The sequence below is a fragment of the Ralstonia sp. Ralssp135 genome (genome assembly GCF_047304345.1).
GTDB lineage: Bacteria > Pseudomonadota > Gammaproteobacteria > Burkholderiales > Burkholderiaceae > Ralstonia > Ralstonia chuxiongensis.
Map to the genome: position 1 here is coordinate 1 of NZ_JBGLYZ010000089.1, position 473 is coordinate 473.

The window sequence follows — 473 nt, forward strand, 5'->3', positions numbered from 1 at the left end:
CGACGGTGTAGAGCGGCACCGCAAAGCGCATCAGCGTTTGCTGCGGCAGGTTGGCGATGATCCACATCAGCACGAACGACAGCAGGATGTTGCGGACCTGATCTTCCACCCGGCCCGGCATGTCGATGGCGGCCGAATACAGCGCGACCAATCCCGTGCCGAGCAGCAGGAAGACGATCAGCGCCAGCGGGCCATCGAAGCCGGTGAAGAGCGACTTGATGATGTTGAATATGCGGCGCTTGTCCAGTTTGTTCATGGCGAGATCCTCAAGCGCAAATATCAGGGCGCGGCCGGTTTGGAGGCCGGTTTCTGCACGGGCTTTGGCGCCGGCTTGTTACCGGGCTTGGCGTCCTTTGCCCCCTTTGGTGTGGTCGACGGGGCCGCCGCCGGTGCGGCAGCGTTGCCACGTCCGCGCGGTGGCAGTTCGGGTGCCGGTTGCGCATGCGACAGCGCTTGCAGCACCTGGGCGTCGA

General features: G+C 64.3%; 2 pseudogenes. Both read right to left on the reverse strand.

The window, feature by feature from the left end:
• A pseudogene (locus tag ACCD03_RS25495) lies at window positions 1-256 on the reverse strand (rod shape-determining protein RodA); the annotation flags it as partial.
• 23 nt (window positions 257-279) lie between these two features.
• A pseudogene (locus tag ACCD03_RS25500) lies at window positions 280-473 on the reverse strand (hypothetical protein); the annotation flags it as partial.